General features: G+C 36.7%; 23 protein-coding genes and 1 riboswitch. Of the genes, 2 read left to right on the top strand and 21 right to left on the bottom strand.

What is annotated here, in order from left to right:
- Window positions 1-3: 3 nt before the first annotated feature.
- Together dapB and C5L23_RS06270 are read right to left on the bottom strand one after the other, a co-directional pair.
- Window positions 4-792, bottom strand: coding sequence for a 4-hydroxy-tetrahydrodipicolinate reductase (gene dapB, locus C5L23_RS06275; protein WP_010008378.1), 789 nt, complete (start codon window positions 790-792; stop codon window positions 4-6).
- A 78-nt stretch (window positions 793-870) separates the two neighbouring features.
- Window positions 871-2,160 (bottom strand): tetratricopeptide repeat protein, encoded by a 1,290-nt coding sequence (locus C5L23_RS06270; protein ID WP_436798219.1) that lies wholly within the window; start codon window positions 2,158-2,160, stop codon window positions 871-873.
- A gap of 501 nt (window positions 2,161-2,661) precedes the next feature.
- Here C5L23_RS06270 and C5L23_RS06265 point away from each other — a divergent pair.
- Window positions 2,662-4,014: a HEPN domain-containing protein gene (locus tag C5L23_RS06265; protein ID WP_133264456.1), complete on the top strand. Its 1,353-nt coding sequence runs from the start codon at window positions 2,662-2,664 to the stop codon at window positions 4,012-4,014.
- A gap of 49 nt (window positions 4,015-4,063) precedes the next feature.
- On the opposite strand, the gene C5L23_RS08660 is transcribed toward C5L23_RS06265, so the two are convergent.
- The 4 genes from C5L23_RS08660 to C5L23_RS06245 form a co-directional block, all read right to left on the bottom strand.
- A complete protein-coding gene (locus C5L23_RS08660; RefSeq protein WP_010008385.1) occupies window positions 4,064-4,168 on the bottom strand; it encodes a terminase small subunit in 105 nt (34 codons plus the stop codon).
- Window positions 4,169-4,591: 423 nt separating this feature from the next.
- Window positions 4,592-5,326 carry a hypothetical protein gene (locus C5L23_RS06255; protein ID WP_133264455.1) on the bottom strand — a complete coding sequence of 245 codons (735 nt, stop codon included), beginning with the start codon at window positions 5,324-5,326 and terminating at the stop codon, window positions 4,592-4,594.
- 345 nt (window positions 5,327-5,671) lie between these two features.
- Window positions 5,672-6,064 carry a type II toxin-antitoxin system HicB family antitoxin gene (locus tag C5L23_RS06250; RefSeq protein WP_010008390.1) on the bottom strand — a complete coding sequence of 131 codons (393 nt, stop codon included), beginning with the start codon at window positions 6,062-6,064 and terminating at the stop codon, window positions 5,672-5,674.
- 38 nt (window positions 6,065-6,102) lie between these two features.
- Window positions 6,103-6,297 carry a type II toxin-antitoxin system HicA family toxin gene (locus tag C5L23_RS06245; protein WP_029508700.1) on the bottom strand — a complete coding sequence of 65 codons (195 nt, stop codon included), beginning with the start codon at window positions 6,295-6,297 and terminating at the stop codon, window positions 6,103-6,105.
- Between the two features lie 226 nt (window positions 6,298-6,523).
- On the opposite strand from C5L23_RS06245, the gene C5L23_RS06240 reads away from it, so the two are divergent.
- Window positions 6,524-6,802, top strand: coding sequence for a site-specific integrase (locus tag C5L23_RS06240; protein ID WP_010008392.1), 279 nt, complete (start codon window positions 6,524-6,526; stop codon window positions 6,800-6,802).
- A 174-nt stretch (window positions 6,803-6,976) separates the two neighbouring features.
- Here C5L23_RS06240 and C5L23_RS06235 read toward each other — a convergent pair whose 3' ends face one another.
- The 15 genes from C5L23_RS06235 to glyA all read right to left on the bottom strand — a co-directional run bounded on the left by C5L23_RS06235 (window position 6,977) and on the right by glyA (window position 19,833).
- Window positions 6,977-7,252: an HU family DNA-binding protein gene (locus C5L23_RS06235; RefSeq protein ID WP_133264454.1), complete on the bottom strand. Its 276-nt coding sequence runs from the start codon at window positions 7,250-7,252 to the stop codon at window positions 6,977-6,979.
- A gap of 166 nt (window positions 7,253-7,418) precedes the next feature.
- Window positions 7,419-8,729: a ribosome biogenesis GTPase Der gene (gene der, locus C5L23_RS06230; RefSeq protein ID WP_010008396.1), complete on the bottom strand. Its 1,311-nt coding sequence runs from the start codon at window positions 8,727-8,729 to the stop codon at window positions 7,419-7,421.
- A gap of 70 nt (window positions 8,730-8,799) precedes the next feature.
- A complete protein-coding gene (gene rpsA / locus C5L23_RS06225; RefSeq protein WP_010008398.1) occupies window positions 8,800-9,987 on the bottom strand; it encodes a 30S ribosomal protein S1 in 1,188 nt (395 codons plus the stop codon).
- 99 nt (window positions 9,988-10,086) lie between these two features.
- The gene (cmk, locus tag C5L23_RS06220) at window positions 10,087-10,758 is read right to left on the bottom strand and encodes a (d)CMP kinase (RefSeq protein WP_010008400.1); all 672 of its coding nucleotides are present in this window, start codon (window positions 10,756-10,758) and stop codon (window positions 10,087-10,089) included.
- Between the two features lie 18 nt (window positions 10,759-10,776).
- Complete coding sequence (locus C5L23_RS06215) at window positions 10,777-11,382, bottom strand: LysM peptidoglycan-binding domain-containing protein (RefSeq protein WP_170168014.1); 606 nt, start codon at window positions 11,380-11,382, stop codon at window positions 10,777-10,779.
- A 77-nt stretch (window positions 11,383-11,459) separates the two neighbouring features.
- On the bottom strand, window positions 11,460-12,047 hold the full coding sequence (locus C5L23_RS06210; RefSeq protein ID WP_010008405.1) for an ECF transporter S component: 588 nt from the start codon (window positions 12,045-12,047) through the stop codon (window positions 11,460-11,462).
- 61 nt (window positions 12,048-12,108) lie between these two features.
- A riboswitch (FMN riboswitch) is annotated at window positions 12,109-12,251 on the bottom strand.
- Between the two features lie 46 nt (window positions 12,252-12,297).
- Window positions 12,298-13,056: a pseudouridine synthase gene (locus C5L23_RS06205; RefSeq protein WP_010008406.1), complete on the bottom strand. Its 759-nt coding sequence runs from the start codon at window positions 13,054-13,056 to the stop codon at window positions 12,298-12,300.
- A complete protein-coding gene (gene scpB, locus C5L23_RS06200; protein ID WP_133264451.1) occupies window positions 13,049-13,657 on the bottom strand; it encodes an SMC-Scp complex subunit ScpB in 609 nt (202 codons plus the stop codon). The genes C5L23_RS06205 and scpB overlap by 8 nt, the downstream gene beginning before the upstream one ends.
- Entirely contained in the window at window positions 13,650-14,432 is a 783-nt protein-coding gene (locus tag C5L23_RS06195; protein ID WP_275668021.1) for a segregation and condensation protein A, read from the bottom strand. Before C5L23_RS06195 ends, scpB begins: the two co-directional genes overlap by 8 nt.
- The gene (locus C5L23_RS06190) at window positions 14,389-14,769 is read right to left on the bottom strand and encodes a hypothetical protein (RefSeq protein WP_010008410.1); all 381 of its coding nucleotides are present in this window, start codon (window positions 14,767-14,769) and stop codon (window positions 14,389-14,391) included. Before C5L23_RS06190 ends, C5L23_RS06195 begins: the two co-directional genes overlap by 44 nt.
- 24 nt (window positions 14,770-14,793) lie before the next feature.
- Window positions 14,794-15,693: a site-specific tyrosine recombinase XerD gene (gene xerD / locus C5L23_RS06185; protein ID WP_133264449.1), complete on the bottom strand. Its 900-nt coding sequence runs from the start codon at window positions 15,691-15,693 to the stop codon at window positions 14,794-14,796.
- Window positions 15,680-16,552 carry a CvfB family protein gene (locus C5L23_RS06180; protein ID WP_010008411.1) on the bottom strand — a complete coding sequence of 291 codons (873 nt, stop codon included), beginning with the start codon at window positions 16,550-16,552 and terminating at the stop codon, window positions 15,680-15,682. The genes xerD and C5L23_RS06180 overlap by 14 nt, the downstream gene beginning before the upstream one ends.
- Before the next feature lie 91 nt (window positions 16,553-16,643).
- Window positions 16,644-17,837, bottom strand: a complete 1,194-nt coding sequence (locus C5L23_RS06175) for an ammonium transporter (protein WP_010008412.1) — start codon at window positions 17,835-17,837, stop codon at window positions 16,644-16,646.
- A gap of 187 nt (window positions 17,838-18,024) precedes the next feature.
- Window positions 18,025-18,582: a 5-formyltetrahydrofolate cyclo-ligase gene (locus tag C5L23_RS06170; RefSeq protein WP_240034428.1), complete on the bottom strand. Its 558-nt coding sequence runs from the start codon at window positions 18,580-18,582 to the stop codon at window positions 18,025-18,027.
- Window positions 18,583-18,600: 18 nt separating this feature from the next.
- Window positions 18,601-19,833 (bottom strand): serine hydroxymethyltransferase, encoded by a 1,233-nt coding sequence (gene glyA, locus C5L23_RS06165; protein ID WP_133264448.1) that lies wholly within the window; start codon window positions 19,831-19,833, stop codon window positions 18,601-18,603.
- Window positions 19,834-19,845 lie beyond the last annotated feature (12 nt).

The raw sequence follows: 19,845 nt of genomic DNA, 5'->3' as shown, positions 1-19,845 counted from the left end.
GATTTAGTCGAGTACATTTTCTAAGCCAACCATTAACCCGTTTAATCGATCACGGTGGCGTATTGCTACAGCAACACCTGTCATAAATGATGAACGATCAAATGAATCTTGACGAATAGTCAGCGCTTCTCCCTTTCCACCGAACAAAACTTGTTCATGGGCAACATAGCCCGGTAGTCGCACAGAGTGAACATGAATGTCTTCAACTTTACCACCTCTAGCACCTTCAATACTTTCAGTGGCATTTGTGTTTATTGTGGGTAATGATTGTCGTGCTTCTGCTATTAACTTGGCAGTATTAATTGCGGTACCAGATGGTGCATCTAATTTACCTGGATGATGCATCTCAATCACTTCGACGTCTGGAAAATACTTTGCTGCTTGTTTCGCAAACTGCATTAGCAATACAGCAGATAGACCAAAGTTTGGTGCAATGAGACCGGCCATATGGTTTTGCTGTGCCACATGTTGTAGTGACTCTAACTGCGCATCATCTAATCCCGTAGTACCGACAATGGGGATGATATTTTGAGATAATGCGTAATGGACGTTATCAAATACCGCACTTGGCACACTAAAATCCAGCCATACATCACTCGTGACATCTATTGATGATAAAGAATGATAGATGGGCACATCTAGGTTATCTGTATAATCCAATGCTCCAGTTCGATCGAATGTTGTATGTGGATCATAAACACCAATCAAGTCAAAATCATCGTTATCTGCTATAAGGCGCATCACATTTGTGCCCATATTACCTCTGAAACCAGCTAGTATTATCGTTGCCATCTTACATCAATACCTCAATTCATTATCGTTAATTCTATTCTACCAAAAACTTATTCGTTCAAGGCAAATATACTCATCTTACATACTATCATTTTCATAATCAGCCAAACGCAACTGCATCTCGATATCATCTGGTACAAGTTTTAAGTACTGCTGTAATGATTGAATTTCAATATCGCGTTGGCCATTCTCTCGATACCATGCCATAGCATCCAATAAAAAGTCAGTATTATTTTGCAAAAGTGGCCATGCTAAATCATAATTTTCACTTGCTTTTTCATATTCATCTGTCATTTCGTATGCTTTAGCGAGCACCCAATAAAAACTATTATCAATCACATCATTTTCTTGCTGATCTAAAATAAGTGTGATGACTTCAGCTGCACGGTCTTGAAGCAAAAGTACCTGTGCTAATGATGTGATGGCCATTGTATCCGCTTCATCTAGTGCAATAGCTTTGACAAGATAGGTTTCAGCAGATTCTAACTCATTTAACTTCTGCGCTGTTATACCAGCTAAACGATAAAGCTGTGAATTGGTTTCATCTTGAGAAAGGCCTTCTTGATAGATTCGATAAGCTTCATCGATTTTATTTAGTTTTTCATAAGCTTTTCCAAGTAACGGATACACAGATGTATATTTGGGATCTACGTCAATAATGTCATTAAATAAATCAATTGCATCTTGCCATTGCGTATTTTGATAATAAACAACCGCTAATTGAAACTGTGTTGTCAGTGTAATATTTTCAGGTTTAATTTGTTCCAGGTATCCAATGGCATTATCATAATTACCGATTTGTGCGTACGCGACACCGAGTCTTGCTACAATATCAATCTTGCTAACTTCTAATGTCCCTTGCATAATCAAACGACGATAAATAGGAATGGCTTGATGATAACTCTGAATATCAAAATAGAATTCCGCTAATGCTAACTGAATAATATCGTGATCCGGCATTAACTGCTGTGCTCGACGTAGACTACTTTCAGCAGCTTCATTTAGGCCCTCTGATTGGTACAAATCAGCTTTAACCAATAGGGATGACACATAGGCGTCAGATTCAGGATTAACTTGTGATAGTAACTCTAAAGCATGATCAATTTCTCCGTCATCAATTGCAATATCAGCTAACGCTGTACGGATACTATCTTCTTGTGGATATCGCGTTAACAAAAGCTCGTAGGCTTCTTTAGCGTAATGTGTAAATCCCATGCCATATAATTCTTCAGCTAAATTATAGATGAGTTCGTCACTATCATTCTGCAATGATTTTTTAAAATAGTTCTGAGCGCTAACTAAATCACCGCTTTCAATTGCATTTAACATACTATTCGCATCATTGATTGCTGTCATATATTCCTCCAGATATCTATTTTCCAAATAAAAAGAACCAGAAATATTCTGGCCCCTTTATTTAGAAAAACATCTCATAATAGCGTATTCACTACTATTTTTAACGAGATTCTTTATTTAACGGCATATTCTTGAAGCCATCAAAACATTTCTATACAAGCGTTTTTGATGATTAAAGCATCTATAAAATCTTATAATTATTAATGCTTTTTTCAAAAAATTCTCCGGTATTCCTGTTGAGATTACTTAGATATTAATGCTGTTTTTAGACCTTTACCAGTTTCCCAAATTATGCTATGAAATGCAAATAAATTATGAAAATTAAAATGACTGAATTTTGGACAATGCCATATCTCTCAAAGGTGCATGTAGTTATTTGAATTGTGTCACTCTGATAGCAGTCATGATATATAATTCATAATCTAGCTTTCAATTCCACACTATTATAGAATGAAGGCACCAGTTGATTGAATTGTTCAAATACCTTTTGAATTAATATATGGAGGATGTTACATGATGGAAGACAATATTACTAATTATACTTTTGATGACAGCCTTGAAATTCAAGGACTTTTTGGAAACACTCCCAACATTCAGCAACTAGATGATGATAAAATATCTGGCACACTATTAATTAAAAATGGCGTCGGAGAATTAAATATTTTAGGTAAAATTGAAAAAGTGGATTATACTCTTCCTACTTCAGGAGTGATTATAAATAACGAAAATCTTTTAAGATACTCAAACGAAGGATATATATATGGTTTTCTAGAAAATGGTAATATTATTCGTTTAGATAAATTTTATATGAAAGACTATAAAACTTCGTTTCCTGGATTAGAGAGAGCCTCCTATGATGTTGAAAAAATAAGATCGATAATTGGAAAAACTGATAACTTTGATTTCCCATCTAACTATGCCTATATATCAATAAATTCTCTGGTCTATTGGGGGTTTACTAATCAATTTTTCCCACCCCACAACCTAAGTACAGTTGGCCCGAATGTCCCAGTAGGAAGCTTTGATTACAAAAATTTATATTTTTCACTGGAAATATGCCCTAGTCGATTTCATAAAACAAATGCTCGTAATCAAAATGTTATTACAACATACAATAGTTTAACTTTCAAAATAATTTTTCCTACAACCTGTTCTGATGAGCAATTAGAAGCAATAAGTGAGGAGATAAACAAATTCATTATTATCTTAACTCACCATGCCTCTTACATTTCCAAAATACAAAAAGATTTAAAATCTGAAAAACTTAACATAAGCTCATCGGTAATCAGTCATCATGGAGATAAATCTGACATAGCGGATTACTCTTCCATTCGAGAGCCATTATCTTACCAGAATATTCAAAGCGGTTTTGACTTTCAAAAGTATTTAACTAATTATTTATCAAAGTCGTTTGAACTCAACGTTATGATTAATAGTTTCCTCATGAATATTAATGGAAATCTAGTTGTGGAAAATTCTCTTCTATCTTATAGTAACGCTATAGATATATATTATAGAAATGCTACATATACTACCAATAATAAACTAATAAAAAATTTCAAAGATAAACTTTCTCGTTTTATAGATGAGATACCTCCAAAAATTCGATCTCTATTTTTTTCATCCACCGATAAAAAAGATTTTTTCGTAAAGGCCACTAAGACAACCCGAGATTTTTTGGTGCATGGCATACACTCAGAATCTAACTTTGTTTTAAATGATGTACGCTTAACTCTATTAGTAATTAATTTAGATTGGCTAGTTTATATAACTATACTAACTAAACTTGGTATAGATGAAGCTACTATTTTGAATGTATTGAAGAACTATCACATACCCGTTTCCGAAAATGATATTCTCTCTTAAAAAATAGAAACTAAAAGCACCCCGCAATTAAGCGAGGCGTTTTTAGTTTCTATTTAACTTCTTTTAATCCTGCAACTTGATAGGCTTTAGTCGCATTCCCAAGTTTCACGTACTCTTCACAAAAGCGTTTCTGTTTTGTTGTTAATTTGTCCAATCTGATCTTCTCTCTACATTTTTTTGATAGTAGATGTTTATTTTTGTCACAAAATAAAAAACGTTTATCCAAAATAATTTATGATAAACGCTTATTCTCTCGTGATTTATACCAAATGAAATATTTTTCCAACCTCTTAATGGTATGCAAAATAAAACGTGTTCACGCTTTTATAGCAATGATGATACCTTTAACGACAAGCACACATAGCACAGCTAAAGCCAAAAACACAACTAATCCAGACATAAATATCACACCACTCCAAATTGCATTAATCATTTTACTTACTTCTCACTTCCTTATTTCTGTGCAAAATAAAAAGCGCTTATGCGCTAATCTTTAAACACTTTATAATAAATTATTTATGAATATCACATCACTAAGTACAATCATTTAATTTAATATATTCGATTTACTACCTTCTTAAAGTTTATTCTTTATATTCATAACCAATTTGATAATATTTTCTGAAGTATTTTCAACTTCTTCATAAGCTTCATGATAGTTATCATAAAGCTTTTGTTCGGATGAAGATAAATATGCACGTTCGACATTCTTTTCATGACGCTCATAGTTAAGATCTTCCAATATTTTTTGATTTATAAATCTTTGTTGTTGGGAATAATAATATACTAGATGATTTTTTAATTTCTCTGTTTCCTCTTTAAGATTATCAATGTATCTGTCTAAATTAGAATCTCTATTTTCCAATTCCATGTAACGAATCTCTTTAAGCATTAAATCAGCATAAAACCAATTATTCATTTTAGCTATTTGTTGGTCGAACCCACTATAAATATCTGCATAATAATCATCTTGATCCAACTGATCAGGTAAATTTGTTTTAACAAATAATCCATTATCGTTGTTTATATTAAGCTCAATGTTATAAAGTGGTTCGATAAAATCTTTTAAATACTGAGACCAACTTTCCAAACGTTTTTCTTTCTTAAAACTACTGTCAGCTTGCCAAAGAGCTATCATAGTAGCACCTATCACACCAATAATACTACCACTTATATTAGACCAAAATCCCAACCAGTCTCCACCATAATTTGATGTTGGAAACCAGTTATAATATTGCTCTGTAATCAATATAACCATCACAATAAGCACAACTATAGTTACCAATAAATATTTTAAAAAATTTCTCTGCATTTTCTCATCTCCAATAGCATGAAGTCTACTACTGGGAAACGTTAAACAACAAAATTATTATGCCAAATTAAGAAACTAACCGTGCAAACAATCCAATAAAAACCACAATAATATAGGAGCCCTCTCATTTATTTAGTTATATAGTTTCCATATTCATCACTCATAATCAGTTATCCTCTGAATAATGATACGCAAATAAAAAGAGCCACACATATTTTTGTATGACTCTTTTCGATATTACAATATTACCACCATTCTTTAGGTAAAAAGTACCAAAATAGTACCACCATATTGAGGGGTCGAGTTATCCACAAATAAGAAAAATATTCTACATTCTTAATTGCATTAGCTTAATTGCAACTTGTGCTTGATGCTATCAGATAATACTTGTGAAAAATTCAAACCAGCCTCTCGACCAGCTCTATCAACATATGCCGGAACTGTTAGGGTCTTCTTGACTAATTTATTATCTTCTTTTTCGCGCACAATAGACGTATTTACTTGGACGGCTAACAACGCTTCTCCTTTGTTAACTTGTATATCCAAGGCATCTGTTGCCTTTGGTAATTTTATATTTTCGTCTTCAGCAACCAACAAGTAACCTTCTAAAGCATCCTTCGCCATATCTGAAGCTTCAACAACATCCGCTCCAAATGTATTGACACTTGGTAGATCATGAAATTTAACACCGATAGCATCGTCGTCGTGATACAAAGTAGCATAATAAACGTATTTCATATTTATCACCCTTCAATCTTGAGTACAACAAAACCAGGCTATTTATAGCCTAAAGCTTTGATTATTTTCTGTGCCGTCCCTTTGGCTATAGGATTGTTACCATGATTTGGAATAGTTACCAACTCACGCGTTGTCTTATTAAGAAACTGATGATGACTGCCCTTAATTCGAACAACTTCAAATCCTTTAGTTTTAGCCATTTTGGATAGCTTTTTGAAATTGTACTCAACCATGATTGCTCCTTTCAATACAATAATTATAACACGTGTATTTATACGTGTCAAAGAAGCAATAGGATCCTTTTGCAAAAAACATTCGTTAGGTTGCAACTATCAGTTAACTGTTCAATGTCTAGGAATTTCCAGAACATGTTTGAGTAATTAACCCCAGTAATCGTCCAAGAACGTGTTTCTTTGTTTAGGAACACACTCATCCCTAGATACTACTAAAAACATCACTATGACGATTAAAAGCGCTTTAAAAGACGCATACATTGATGGATACATTGATCGTGATATATTTGGTAGAGTTAAAGCTGTTAGTGCTAAACGAGAAATACATATTCAAAACTATTTGAATGCGACTGATTTCGAGAAGTTACAAAATTATCTTTACTCCGAAATAAATAAATTTGATAAATTTCATCTATTAATTTTATTAGCAATTGAAACTGGAGCACGATTAGGAGAATTACTAGCATTAAATCCGTCTGATTTTGACTTAAGAGCTGGTGGATGAGTATATTAAAATCATAACTAAAGTACATAGCATTTACAGTCATATGCTCAAAGAAAAAGAGCAAACTCAACGTGAGCTTGCTCTTAGTGTATTGGACAATATCAAGGAATAGATTACTCATTTCCCCAAAGTTCCCCAAAAACCTTATGAAACCTTGTTGTATAAGGCTATTGATTATTTAACAGCATCTTTCAATGCTTTACCTGGCTTAAATGCAGGAATCTTTGATGCAGGAATATCAATTTCTTCACCAGTTTGAGGGTTACGGCCCTTACGAGCAGCACGTGAACGAACTTCAAAGTTACCAAATCCAATTAATTGAACTTTGTCACCCTTCTTTAATGAAGCTTCGATTGATGAAAATACTGCGTCAACTGCTGCAGTAGCATCCTTTTTTGTTAAACCAGTTGCTTGCGCTACTGAATCTACTAATTCTTGTTTATTAGCCATGTCTTTCTCCTTAGGAGTTTATTTATCGCCACGCGATGATGAAATGCGTCGAAACGTTATTTCATGTAATTAGATTATCACAAGAACAGCCAAATGTGTAGTAATTACAAGGGTTTTAGCGTTTTCGTAATATTTGTGTCATCTTAAAGTTAACTATTTGTAAAGTTTATGTTCGCGCTCTGATAATTAATTTAATAGGTGTTCCACTGAAATCGAAACTATCACGAATTTGATTTTCTAAGAAACGTTCATATGAAAAATGCATTAATTCAACATCATTGACAAAAATAACAAATGTTGGTGGCTGAATCGCAACTTGCGTTGCATAATATACCCTTAATCGGCGACCATTATCACTAGGCGTTGGGTTAACGGCAATTGCATCCATAATCACATCATTCAGTGTAGATGACGAGATACGCTTACGGTGGTTAGCATCAACGTCTTTAATCAGTTGTGGTAAACGGTCTAACCGTTGTCCTGTTTTGGCTGAAACAAACACAATTGGTGCATAATCCAAAAACTTAAATTCAGTACGAATGGTCTCTTCGAATTCTTGCATAGTTTTTGTATTTTTATCAATGGCATCCCACTTATTAACAACAATAATCATACTACGACCCGCTTCATGAGCGAAACCAGCCACGTGCTTATCTTGTTCTCTAATGCCAGCTTCGGCATCGATTACCATCAAAATAACATTACTTTCGTCTACTGCTTTCAAAGCACGTAATACTGAATATTTTTCAGTGTTTTCATAGACTTTACCACGCTTACGCATACCAGCCGTATCAACCATGACGAATTCATCACCATCAGCTGTCATAAATCGTGAATCAATGGCATCACGTGTTGTACCTTCAATGTCAGAAACAATAACACGTTCTTCACCTAAAATCGCATTAACGATAGAAGATTTACCAACATTTGGACGCCCGATAATGCTAAAACGAATCGCATCATCTTCTTGTTCGGCAGCTTCGTCGGGGAAATGCTTAACAATTTCATCTAGTAAATCACCCAATCCTAGACCGTGCGAACCTGAAATAGGGAAAGGATCACCCAGACCTAACGCGTAGAATTCATAAATATCAGCGCGCATTTCTGGATTATCAACTTTATTGATTGCCAAAACAACAGGTTTGTCTGTTTTATAAAGCAACTTAGCGACAACTTCATCGGCTTCTGTTAATCCTTCACGACCAGATGCTACCATTACGATGACATCAGCTTCTTCTAAGGCAATTTCAACTTGTCCACGAATTTCTGACAAAAATGGTTCATTACCAATTTCTATACCACCGGTATCAATAATTTTAAAATCATAGTTTAACCAGTCCGCGCTTGCATACAAGCGATCACGCGTTACACCAGGTAAATCTTCCACAATGGCGATACGTTCACCGGCCATACGATTAAAAATAGTTGATTTACCAACATTCGGGCGACCTACAATTGCAACAATGGGTGCTGCCATAGAGACACCTCCTTATATATTTAACTTAGTATTTACAATAAAAAAAAGCTGGCAAGCCAGCTTTTTAATTTTACAATTTATCACCAAAGATGTCACCAAGTGTTGCACCTGATTCATCATCTTGTTGATTATATGCTGCGATATCCGCACGTGATGCACGTCCATCGTTGTCTTCTTCTTCGTGAGCTGGCTTCTCTTCCAATGCCTTCATTGAAAGTGAGATACGTTCTTCGGCTGGCTTAACATCCAAAACTTGTACCTTAACCTTATCACCTGACTTCAAAACATCAGCTGGATTTTCAACACGCTTGTGTGAGATTTGTGATACGTGGATAAGACCTTCAATACCTGGGAAAATTTCAACGAATGCGCCGAAATCCTTAACACGCTTTACAGTACCTTCAAGTACAGTACCAGCAGGTGCTTCTTCAGCAACTTTATCCCAAGGTCCAGGTTGAGTAGCCTTGATTGATAGAGAAATACGACCCTTCTCTTCATCCAATGCCAAAATCTTAACATTGACCTTTTCACCACGTGATAATACATCAGCTGGGTTCTTGACACGATCATATGAAATTTCAGAAACGTGAACCAAACCGTCTACACCACCAAGGTCAATAAATGCACCGAAGTCAGCCAAACGTGCTACTGTTCCTTCAACAACTTCACCTACTGAAAGCTTACCAAATACTTCAGCAATCTTTTCAGCATGTTCTTGTGCAATAACGGCCTTACGTGAAAGAATCAAACGACTCTTGGCTGGATCAATTTCAATAACCTGTGCCTTGATGTCTTTATTCTTGAATTGGTTCAAATCTGAAACAAAACGTTCTGCAACCATTGATGCTGGTACGAATCCACGCACACCTTCAACCGTGACAACTAAACCACCACGAACAGCATTAACAACCTTTGCATCCACTGTATCACCTTCGGCAAAGTTTAAGTTCTCCCATGCCTTACGTGCATCCAAGCGCTTCTTTGAAAGAAGGTATGCAACGCCTTCTTTATCGCTTGTTACGTTGTTAATAACAACAGCTTCAACTGTGTCACCAACTTTTAATTCGTCGGCCAGATTGATGTTACGATCGTCAGAGTACTCACGTGCTGGCACAACTCCTTCTTCACCGGTATGCAAACCAATAACAGCTTGGTTGTCATTATCAATGGCAACAACTTCGCCTGTAACAACATCTCCTACCTTTATTTGATCTGCACTTTCAAGAGCTGCTAATAGCTCGTTGTTTGTTTCACTCATGACGTCAATCGTCCTCCTGCAATTTACACTTATAGGTATACTATAACAAATTAAACTCTATTTGCATAGTAAAAAAGCCGCTTGCGCGACGATAATACTTTATTTCTTTTGTCTATCGTTAATTATAGCCGTAATCTCTGTCACGACTTCTTCAATGCTGTGTCCTGTTGTGTCTACTAATATTGCATCATCAGCTTGAATTAGAGGACTGATTGCACGGTGCGAGTCTTTATAGTCACGTAATGCAATGTCTGCTTTTAACGTTTCCAAATTGGCTGTCATTCCTTTAGCCATATTTTCTTTATAGCGGCGCTGCGCCCGTTCATCGACACTAGCAACTAAAAATATCTTGACTTGAGCAAGTGGTAAAACCGTCGTCCCAATATCACGGCCGTCCATAATAATATTAGCTTCCTGCGCTAATTGGCGTTGCCTTTCCACCAAATCAGTACGAACATCAGCATAAGCTGCAACCTGTGACACGTTGTTCGTAATTTCATTGGAGCGAATCTCTTCTGTCACATCATCATGATTTAAGAAAACGCGCTGTCCAGATACATCAGGTTCAAAATCAATATTAATTTTATCAAGTAATTCAATAACTTTTGATTCATCATTATAATCAATATGTGCACGTTTAACAGCCAATGTTACCGTCCGATACATAGCACCAGTATCTACATAGATATAACCTAAATTAGATGCCAAAATTTTTGCAATCGTTGATTTTCCAGCTGAAGCTGGCCCATCAATAGCAATTTGCCAATTCATAATAATATGGGTCTCCTCTTATTTAACGCGTAATGATTGCCCTGGAGCTAAATTAGTCACATCAACTCCGGGATTAAGACGTTGTAATTCAGAAACCGAAATACCTGCATTTGTGGCAACACGATATGCGCCCTGCCCCGATCCTACCGTTGCTGTTGATTGACTTGCTTCGCTACTAGTTGCTGAACTACTTGTCTGAGCCGTTGTGTCGCTTTGCGCACTAGATTCTGACTCTACAGTGGATGACGAAGTAGTGGTATCAGTGCTTTCTGACACGGTTGAAGATGAAGCCATAGTATCATCGCTTTGCGCACTTGATGTACTCGTCTCTTCACTAGTACTCTTTGATATGTCTGCTTTGCTACTGGTTGAAGATGAAGCCTTACTTGATGAGCTTGACGACTTAACACTGGCTGGCGTTGCATCTGATCTATGATTGTTCTTTATCATACCGTAAACGGGCACAAACGAAATTACCACTAAAAATAGTGCAACCAATAGGACATATATTTTTTTATTATTCTGATCTGACCCTTGATCTTTTTTTCTTGAAAAATGAGGTTCAACTTTTTGATGTTGACGCCGAGATGTTCGACTCAAGTCGTTAGGGTTATAATCGTTCATTTGAAACGACCTCCACATAAAATTACTTCACATAAAAGTTTACCATAAGGCGAACGATTAGTGTGTTAAAGTCTTGGTCATCTATTAATTATATGCTTAACTTTCATAGTACTCGATAAAATCGTCATCGAAACAATACCCCATATAATACCTTGTATCAGATTAAATGGCATAACAATGGCAATCAAATAGTGTCCCACACCAAATATCTGTTGAATATCAAAATGAGCAAACTGTGCATATAGCGGAATGACCACAAACCAATTAACAATAATCATACTTATCGCCAAACCACCTGTTGCAACCAAGACGCCAAGTATAGCACGAATATAATTTAACTTGACTGTTACCCGTGGCAAAATAAGATATAAAAGTGTGATAAATGTCAAAACACCTAACACATTAACAGGCAGTCCCAAATATGTATTGACGCCTTCGTTATTTAATAATAATTTTAAAATTGTTCGTAATAAAATAACCAATAATCCTGCTGAAAAATCAAACCAATATACAGCTAACAGAACAGGTATAATTGAAAAATCTAACTTCAAAAAATCTGCGCCTGGAATTAATGGAATTTGCGGAAATATCATAAGCAAAAAAGATATGGTACTCATGATGGCGATAAACGTAATCCGCTGTGTCCGTGTGCGTGAAATTGACATATTTTTATCCTCAAAAAACTGCCTATTTATCAGGGCACAACAAATAAGCAGTTACTTTCATTTTTAACTTCTTTATACCAGACTTTAACTGTCGGCCTTGGAATCTCACCAAATCGGTCACATCACTGTGAGTCGCGGAGCTTGTCATATTGGAAAACATGCATTACCGCCGGTTGGGAATCACACCCGACCCTGAAGTAAATATTCAATTTAATATGATACTACCACATGAACAGAACAAAAACAACGGTTAGTGCTTACGACGATAGTTTTTATAATCCTTTGCCTTTAGACGACTCACCTCAGCATTTGTTAACTTACGATATTCTCCCGGCTGTAATCCAACCAAATCTAAAAAGGCATATTGTTCTCTTTTCAGTTTTTCAACTGGGAAGCCGACCTTAGCTAACATATTCTTAACTTGATGATTTTTACCTTCGTGGATAATGAGCTTCACCATGCTAGTTTTCTTAGTTTTATCAACACTTTCGACACTAACACGTGCTGGTTGCGTCTTATGCCCCTCAATCATCACACCTTTTTTCAAAGGTAATAAATCATTCTCAGTCGCCATCCCCTTAACTTTAGCAATATAAACCTTGTCAACCTTTGATTTTGGGTGCATCAGTTCATTAGCTATCGTGCCGTCATTGGTCAATAGCAAAGCACCCGTTGTGTCATAGTCTAGACGCCCTACTGGATAAACACGTTGGCTAACATCATCTAAAATATCTAAAACAGTGGCTCTACCTTTTTCATCTTGCGTCGTCGTCACAACACCACGTGGCTTATTTAATAAATAATAAACGAGTCGTTCACGCCCCTCGATGGGCACACCGTCAACGGCAACCGTATCACTACGACGTACTTTTGTTCCTAGTTCTTTAACCTGTTGGCCATTAACACTCACACGGCCCTCAACGATTAAAGCTTCCGCCCCGCGTCGTGAAGCAAGACCTGCTTGCGCAATAACCTTTTGCAAGCGTTCTTCATTTTGTATTTCAGACATGATTAAGTTCCTCATTTTTTGGTTTGGTAAATGTACTTTCTTGATCAAAAAGCATTTGTTGTGGGGCATCCCCTGATTCCACCTCAATCGCATCAAAATCTACTAAAGGTGGTAATTCATCCAAAGATTTCAAGCCAAAATAATCAAGAAATCCAGATGTTGTCCCATACATAATCGGTCGACCAATTTCATCCTTGCGGCCAACCACCTGAATCATTTCTTTAGTCAAAAGCTTTTGTAAAATATTTGTCGATTTAACACCGCGTATATTTTCAATTTCAATTCGAGTGATTGGCTGTTTATAGGCAATAATAACTAAAACCTCTAAAGAAGATTTGGATAATTTATTATTAGCGGGTAATTCGAAATATTTTTTTAAAATCCCCCCTAATTCGGGCTTCGTTACCAGATAAAGCCTATCCTCATCTTGATGTAATTCAAGTGCACAATTATTATCTTGACTATACTTGGCATTTAAATGATCAATAATGCCTTGAATCGCTGGATGTGTAAAGCCTGTAATATTACTAATTGCACTAAAACTGATGCCCTCATCTCCTGCAACAAATAGCAAGGCTTCGATTTGGCTTTGGTTACTCATCGTTAAAACTTCCAATTTCTATAAAAATTTCTGCTGTAGGCATTTCTTGGTGCAGTATTAAGCGTGATTCTTTGACTAATTCTAGCAACGCAAAAAAATTCATCACCAAAATCTCACGATCACTCAAATCAACAAAAAAAGATTTAAATGATAGCCGCTCTCCAGAACTTAATTGACTCATCTTTGTTGTCACCGAAGTCATTGCATCATTAAGTGAGTAACGTTCACGCACAATACTACGACTAATAGGATCTTCTCGTTGTTTACGCAATAAAATTTGTGAAAAAGCAAGCTGCAAGTCAACCAGTGTTAATCCTGGAGATAATGCTGTATTGGGTGATAGATCACTAGGCACTAATGCTGGCTCACGAGTGAAGGATTGCTTCTCTGCATGTTCGCGATATTCTAGCGTTTTTGCAGCAATTTGAAACTGTTGGTAAGTCAATAATTGCAACATTAATGCTTCTTTTGTGTCTATTGATTCTTCATCGATGATATCTACGGTGGTATCTTCAATTTCTGGTGGTAACAAATCTGCTGATTTAATGCGAAGTAATGTTGCCGCCATGACCAAATACTCACTTGCCACGTCTAATGCCATTGCTTCTTGTTGCTTAATAAATGCAAGATATTGGGTGGTAATTTCTGCAATAGGTAGATCTAAAATATCCATTTCTGACTTTTGAATTAGGTGCAATAATAAATCTAAAGGGCCTTCAAATTCAGAAATTTTAATTGTGAGATTGTTGTTCTTGATAATTTTTTCTCCACTTATTAATGAGTTTTTGATTATCTAGTGTCCCCATCAAATAAGCATCACGATATTGTACTTGATAATCTGTTAGAATCGCAAAATAATTAGCCGCTTTTCGTGAATCTGGTGTTAAAGAAATGTGGCGCACCAATGTAATTTTGTGATTAATCACTTCCACGCCCAATACGCCTTGAACTTGATTATGATCATCATCACGCCATGTCCATAGTTGACGATTATCATCTCTGTAATACCAAGCAATTTCAGCATTAAGATGATCGATTTCTCTTAAACCAGGTAATAATGCCAACAGGCCCATTACTGTTTTTTCACTATCTTTTCGAGCTCTTACTAACATAATGTCGTCTTTCCTAAAATTCTATTAAGCACGTGGATGCGTTTGGTCATACACTTCACTTAATCTCTTCTTCGAAATATGCGTATAAATCTGAGTCGTTGAAATATCGGCATGCCCTAATAATTCTTGAACAATCCGTAAATCAGCACCATTTTCTAAAATGTGCGTTGCAAATGAATGACGTAATGTATGGGGTGATACATCTTTTGTAATACCAGCTGCAGTCACCATTTTTTTAATAATTTTCCAAATACCTTGCCGGCTAATTTTCTGACCACGGTCGTTTAAAAAAACATAGTCAGATTCTTGGCCTTTAAGCAGTACATCTCGACTAGTCTCAAAATAACGTTGTAACCAAGTTGTTGCAACCTCACCAATTGGAATAATCCGCTCTTTGTCCCCTTTACCAATGGTTTGAATCAAACCTAGAGTCAAATGTAAATCTTTCATTCTTAAATTAACCAGTTCACTGACTCGAAGACCTGTTGCATACATAACTTCTAACAAAGTACGATTACGTATGCCTAAAGGGTTTACTGGTGTTGGTACTTGCAATAAACGGTCGATTTCTTCGACACTTAAAACAGCAGGTAAGTGACTGGACTTCTTTGGTGGTTGAATATGGATCATTGGATTATGTGCTAATAATTTTTCTTGCGCCAAATAGCCAAAAAATTTACGTAATGAAGTTACCATACGAATAACTGAATTGTTTGACTTATGCGACTGCTTTAAAACGTTCAACCAGGATAAGATGGTAACATGATCCACATTTTCAAGTTGAATTGACTGATGCGCTAGATACGTCACAAACTGTTTTAAATCTTGCCGATAGCTTGTAATGGTATTTTCAGACAAGCCACGTTCAATCCTTATAAAATGCAAATAATCATTCACATAATTCTCTGAATTATTGTTCGTCATTTTTTAATTTAATGCCACCTTCGATTTGTTCAACTACTCTTAACTTAAGCAGTCTACCCAAAGCACGTTTAAATTGGCCCTTACTAAAGCCAAGCTGACGTTTAATCAAAACTGGATCACTCTTATCATTAAATGGCAATGAATGATTACTGCGTCTTTGTAGTTGCAACAACAAAAACTTGGCATCTTCATCCATTGTTTCATGCGCTAATGGCTTCAGTGATAAATTCAATGACCCATCATCACGTACAGCAATGACACGTGCGTTCACCACTTCACCAAGTCTTGGTTCATCATCACGTTGTGAGGGATGAATAAAGCCTAGATAATAGTCTTCAGTGACAACTAACGTCCCTGCTATTTTATTACGATACACAGTTGCTTTAACTGATTTATGATTCAAACCTTCTGGTGCGCGTCGAGAAACGGCGGCAATAATGTCTTGCTGTGCCAATTCACCCCAAAGGCGCCCCTTGCTGTCCTCTTTCAACGCCAATAGTAAGCGATCACCTTTTTGTGGCCATAAATTAGTCATTGTAGGTAAATCATCCATTGATATCACAATGTCCTTATTGGGGATCCCGACATCAACAAATATACCCAAATCATGGCGACCAGCAACAACACTACCCCAGCCGTAAACGTCTTTTTGAGCGCGTGGCATATTTTTAGTAATTTGTAATTTATGTTGGTTATTTTCATACGCAAATCCAGTGACAAAACCGCCCATTTTGAGCGGCTTCACTAATTCTGCTTTGTCAATTTCATAGACGAATCCATCTAATTGTGCAAAGAAGAAATTATCATTCTCATCTGTAACATTTGCTTTAATAATAGTACCTAATTGTGGTTGTGTCATACGATTTCCTTTTTGTATTCTGATACTATTCTATCATGTTAAAAGTTAACATAAACTATATTAATAAAAAAAACAGCCAAATGCTGTTCTTTTATTGCAAAATATCGTGCAACAAGATATCGTATCCCTTTTCTTCTTCCTCAGGCGTAAGGCGTAGAGGCGCTGCAATCATTTCCGTGATTTTAGCCAAAATAAAAGTACCAAGTGCCGCAAGTACCACAGTAAATAGTACCGCAATAATTTGTTTACCAAGCAATGCGATATTCCCGTTTAACAATCCTGCAACGCCGCCGATGCGTTGATCAGCGAATACACCAGTTAATAGCGCCCCAACAGTACCGCCAATACCATGAATACCAAAAGCATCCAATGTATCGTCATAGCCGAAACGATTTTTGACAAATGTAATACCAGCAAAACCAACAACACCACCGATTAACCCCATTACCACAGCTGCCCACGGTGAAACGAACCCAGCAGCGGGGGTGATAACCACTAATCCAGCAATACCACCACTTGTAATGCCCGCTAAAGTGATACGCTTACGCATTAAGTACTCAACCATTCCCCACATGAGCAACGCAGCTGCAGAAGCCAGCCATGTATTCACTAACGCTAATACTGCAATGCCATTAGCTGCCAATGCTGAACCGGCATTAAAACCAAACCAACCAATCCATAACAAAGCGCCACCAATCAAAACGTAACTCGGTCGTACTGGTAAATGTTTATCTTGATGACGATGTCCAATCATCAAAGCAAGCACCAAACCAGTCACACCACTTGAAATGTGAACTACTGTACCACCAGCAAAGTCAATCGCGCCAAGTTGTGCTAGCAAACCATTTCCCCATACCATATGTGCCAATGGTGCATAGATTACAATCAGCCATAACGTAATAAATACAATTAGCGCTTTAATACGTACACGACCAACAACTGAGCCAGTAATAATAGCGGCAGTAATTATTGGAAACATGCCTTGAAACAATGCAAATGCACCGTCCGGAATGGTTAAATCTTTTGTTGATTTAGAGAAAGACACATTATTAAAAAATAAATGGTCGAAGTTTCCCATGATATTTCCCTTACCACCAAAGGCAATTGAATAACCGACTAAAAACCAAACAACTGTTGCAATACCAATGATGAGAACTGGTACGAACATTGTGTGGAATAAATTACGTTTTTCGCCTAAGCCACCGTAAAACAAAGCTAATCCTGGCGTCATAATCCATACCAATGCAGCAGAAATCAAAACCCATGCCAAATCACCACTGTTCATACTATATCTCCTCTTAATTCATTCTATAAACAGTAGTTTACCATCTATACCAGTTGATGGAATATAAAGTGATAGCTTTTCTAACATTATCATTTTATCGCTATGATTGTTTTGGTATCAATGCTATATTATTAATTTATTTAATTAAGTACTCTTATGAATGATATATACAAATAAAAAATAACGCCTAAGCGTTATTTTCTTTAGTTATCACATATTGTACAAATTGGTCATGCGATTCGGTTGGCACATGATCTACAAAAAGTTCAGATGTCGCAATGGCGATCGTATGCCCCGTATATTGTGACAAGAAACGATCATAGTATCCAGCCCCCTGACCCAAACGTGCACCACGTTGATCAAAGGCCAGGCCTGGTACAATAACGAGATCAATCGTATTAATTGCTACAGCATCGGCTTGTTCTGGCTCTGAAATAGCTAACTGGCCTTTTTTCAGCTTAGTATCCATTGTTAACGGTACAAAATGCATATTGTGATTCAAAATTTTGGGAACCACAACGCTTTTATTGTCATACCAAGCCCGTGTAATAATGGCTTGTGTATTGACTTCCCAAGGTAAACTCAAGGTAACGGCAACTGTCTTTGCATTTTGCCAATAGTCGCTATGAAATAACTTTTCCTGCAACAAAGCTTCCTCTTGATGATGCTGTTGATGACCTACAACCGCTTTCATCTTTTGCTTTTGTATATCACGTAATTGCGATTTATCCATTTTTTCTGACATAATCACTTGCGTCGCAGATTAATTAAATAAATGTGCCATTGCCAACTTTTCAGCTGACTTTTTAACCTGAGCAAGTACCGTAGCATCATCTGCATGGTGAATCGCTTCAGCAATCAAGCGCGCAACTTCACGTGCATCTTCTTCATTAAACCCACGCGTTGTAATAGCTGGTGTTCCAATACGAATACCTGAAGTAACAAATGGGCTAAGCTTTTCATTTGGCAAAGCTTCTTTGTTGGTCGTAATCGACACTGAATCAAGCAATTCTTGTGTCTGCTTACCGTTCAAACCTGTTTGTGTTAAGTCGAGATTGAACAAATGATTATCTGTACCACCAGTTACAACACGGATATCATCTGTCTTGTTAAATTCATCAGCCATTGCTTGAGCATTACGAATCACTTGAGCAGCGTAATCCTTAAATGATGGCTGCAATGCTTCACCAAATGCAATAGCCTTTGCAGCAATAACGTGTTCTAATGGACCACCTTGAGATCCAGGGAAAATCGCTGAATTAATTTTTTTAGCATATTTTTCTTGCGATAAAATAATACCACCACGTGGGCCACGTAATGTCTTATGCGTTGTAGATGTCACAACATCAGCAATGCCAACAGGATTTGGATGTAATCCTGCAGTAACCAATCCTGCGATATGTGCCATATCAACCATCAGATAAGCGCCCACTTCATCAGCAATTTCACGGAACTTATTGAAATCAATAATACGTGAATAAGCAGATGCACCCGCCACAATCATCTTAGGTTGTACTTCTTTTGCTTGTTGTAAAATGGCATCATAGTCCAATAATTCGGTTTCAGGATCTAATCCATATGAAAATGATTCATACATTTTACCAGAAAAACTTACTTTAGCACCGTGGGTTAAATGACCACCGGCATCCAACCCCATGCCCAAAATTTTGTCACCAGGCTCTAGGAAAGCCATATAAACAGCAGCATTAGCTTGAGAACCAGAATGTGGTTGAACATTGACATACTCTGCACCGAATAACTCCTGCAAACGCTCCATAGCAGTCTGTTCAATGACATCGACATACTCAGTTCCACCATAATAACGCTTATAGGGATAACCCTCAGCGTATTTATTAGTAAGTCTAGATCCTTGCGCTGCTCGCACAGCCTGAGATGCGAAATTCTCTGAAGCAATAAGTTCAATTGTTCGATTTTGACGTGCTGACTCTTGTTGAATAGCACTCCAAACAATAGCATCTTGTTCCTGATATGACATGTAGCTTTCTCC

Source organism: Leuconostoc fallax (genome assembly GCF_004354645.1).
Classification (GTDB): Bacteria; Bacillota; Bacilli; order Lactobacillales; family Lactobacillaceae; genus Leuconostoc_B; species Leuconostoc_B fallax.
This window is presented reverse-complemented; position numbering and strand designations above follow the sequence as displayed.